The sequence below is a fragment of the Streptomyces sp. CAI-85 genome (assembly GCF_013363615.1).
Taxonomy (GTDB): domain Bacteria; phylum Actinomycetota; class Actinomycetes; order Streptomycetales; family Streptomycetaceae; genus Streptomyces; species Streptomyces antibioticus_B.
On the sequence record NZ_JAANNX010000210.1, the window covers coordinates 1 to 950 of the forward strand.

1 protein-coding gene is annotated in these 950 nt (G+C 68.0%); it reads right to left on the bottom strand.

The features are described from left to right. On the bottom strand, window positions 1-950 hold a 950-nt coding region (locus G6W55_RS37825), incomplete at both ends, for an aconitase family protein (protein WP_254876598.1).

Consider the following 950-nt stretch of genomic DNA (forward strand, 5'->3'; position numbering starts at 1 on the left):
AGGACGCCCATGCCGATGAGGTTGGAGCGGTGGATGCGCTCGTAGGACTCGGCGATGACGGCCTTGACGCCGAGCAGCGCGGTGCCCTTGGCGGCCCAGTCGCGGGACGAGCCGGAGCCGTACTCCTTGCCGGCCAGGATGGCCAGCGGGACGCCCTGCTCGATGTAGTTGCGGGAGGCGTCGTAGATGAAGGAGACCGGGCCGCCGTCCTGCGTGAAGTCGCGGGTGTAGCCGCCCTCGGTGCCCGGCGCGATCTGGTTGCGCAGGCGGATGTTGGCGAACGTGCCGCGGATCATGACCTCGTGGTTGCCTCGGCGGGAGCCGTAGGAGTTGAAGTCACGACGCTCCACACCGTGCTCGGTGAGGTACTTGCCGGCCGGGGTGTCGGCCTTGATGGCACCGGCCGGGGAGATGTGATCGGTGGTGACCGAGTCGCCCAGCTTGGCCAGCACGCGGGCGCCGGTGATGTCGGAGACCGGGGTGGTCTCCATCGTCATGCCCTCGAAGTACGGGGGCTTGCGGACGTAGGTCGACTCGGCGTCCCACTCGAAGGTGTTGCCGGTCGGGATCGGCAGGGCCTGCCACTGCGCGTCGCCCGCGAAGACGTCCTGGTAGGACTTGTTGAACATGTCCTCGCCGATGGCGTTGGCCACGACGTCGTTGACCTCGGCCTCGGAGGGCCAGATGTCGGCCAGGTAGACCGGCTTGCCCTCCTGGTCCGTGCCGAGGGCGTCGCGCGTGATGTCCACCTTCATGGAGCCCGCGATGGCGTACGCGACGACCAGCGGCGGGGAGGCCAGGTAGTTCATCTTGACGTCGGGGTTGATCCGGCCCTCGAAGTTGCGGTTGCCGGAGAGCACCGAAGTCACCGCGAGGTCATGGTCGTTGACGGCCTTGGAGACCTCCTCCGGCAGCGGGCCGGAGTTGCCGATGCAGGTGGTGCAGCCGTA